Source organism: Arthrobacter sp. B055-34 (assembly GCF_059090425.1).
Window position 1 is genome coordinate 1 of sequence record NZ_JBNHFQ010000023.1, and the last position, 941, is coordinate 941.

Here is a 941-nt window from a genome sequence, read left to right on the forward strand (position 1 = left end):
ACTGCACCCGGGAGGGTGTGGGAGAGTAGGTCACCGCCGGACATCTTTTGAGCGTGAAGGGCTCCACCATGACGGTGGAGCCCTTCACCCATTTAAGGCCGTTGACGGAAACCATGTCCGGTCGCTGAAGCCATGGCCCGCCGTCGTAAGTGGTATCACAGCCCAGTCAGCCTGCCGTGTCGATGGTCTGCACTAGACTGGTCTGGTGGCACATGTCGTGCCGCGTTCTGATCAATAGATCAACACAAATCACCAGATAAATAGAGATGGCGGCTGAAGGCTCCTTTGAGGGGTGCCAGGCCCGCACTGAGAGGAGCTCCGGCATGGCTGATTTCCGTGGTCGTGGGGAACGAGACGACAAGGGCGGTGCCGGACGGGGCAACTTCGGCGGCCGCTCAGGATCTGACAAACCTGCTGGACGTGGCGAGGGTCCACGTCGGGACAGTGAAGCACGCCGGCAAAGCGGTGCCTATCGTGGCACAAGCAATTCGGGTGGAGACCCACGCGGCTTCCGGGGACGCGACGATCGCCGCGACGGCAGCGGTGAAGGTGCAGCAGGCCGGGAACGATCCGGTCCCCGCCGTGAATATGGCGACCGTCCGCGTCAGGATCGTACCGATGGTCCTCGCCGTGAGTACGGGGACCGTCCGCGTCAGGACCGCACTGATGGACCGCGGCGGGAGTACACCGATCGTCCGCGTCAGGACCGCGGCGCCCCTCGCGGCTCCGGCCAAGGAGGCGAGGGGTATAAGCCTCGCCGTGAGTACGGGGACCGTCCGCGTCAGGACCGCACTGACGGTCCGCGGCGCGAGTACACCGATCGTCCACGCCAAGACCGTGGCGCCGAGGGGTATAAGCCTCGCCGTGAGTACGGGGACCGTCCGCGTCAGGACCGCACTGACGGTCCGCGGCGCGAGTACACCGATCGTCCACGCCAAGAC

1 protein-coding gene is annotated in these 941 nt (G+C 65.2%); it reads left to right on the forward strand.

All coding sequences use genetic code 11. From position 1 onward, the window contains the following. Positions 1-474 precede the first annotated feature (474 nt). The coding region (locus AC5RWO_RS21435; protein WP_498733952.1) for a hypothetical protein at positions 475-941 on the forward strand (467 nt) is incomplete at its 3' end.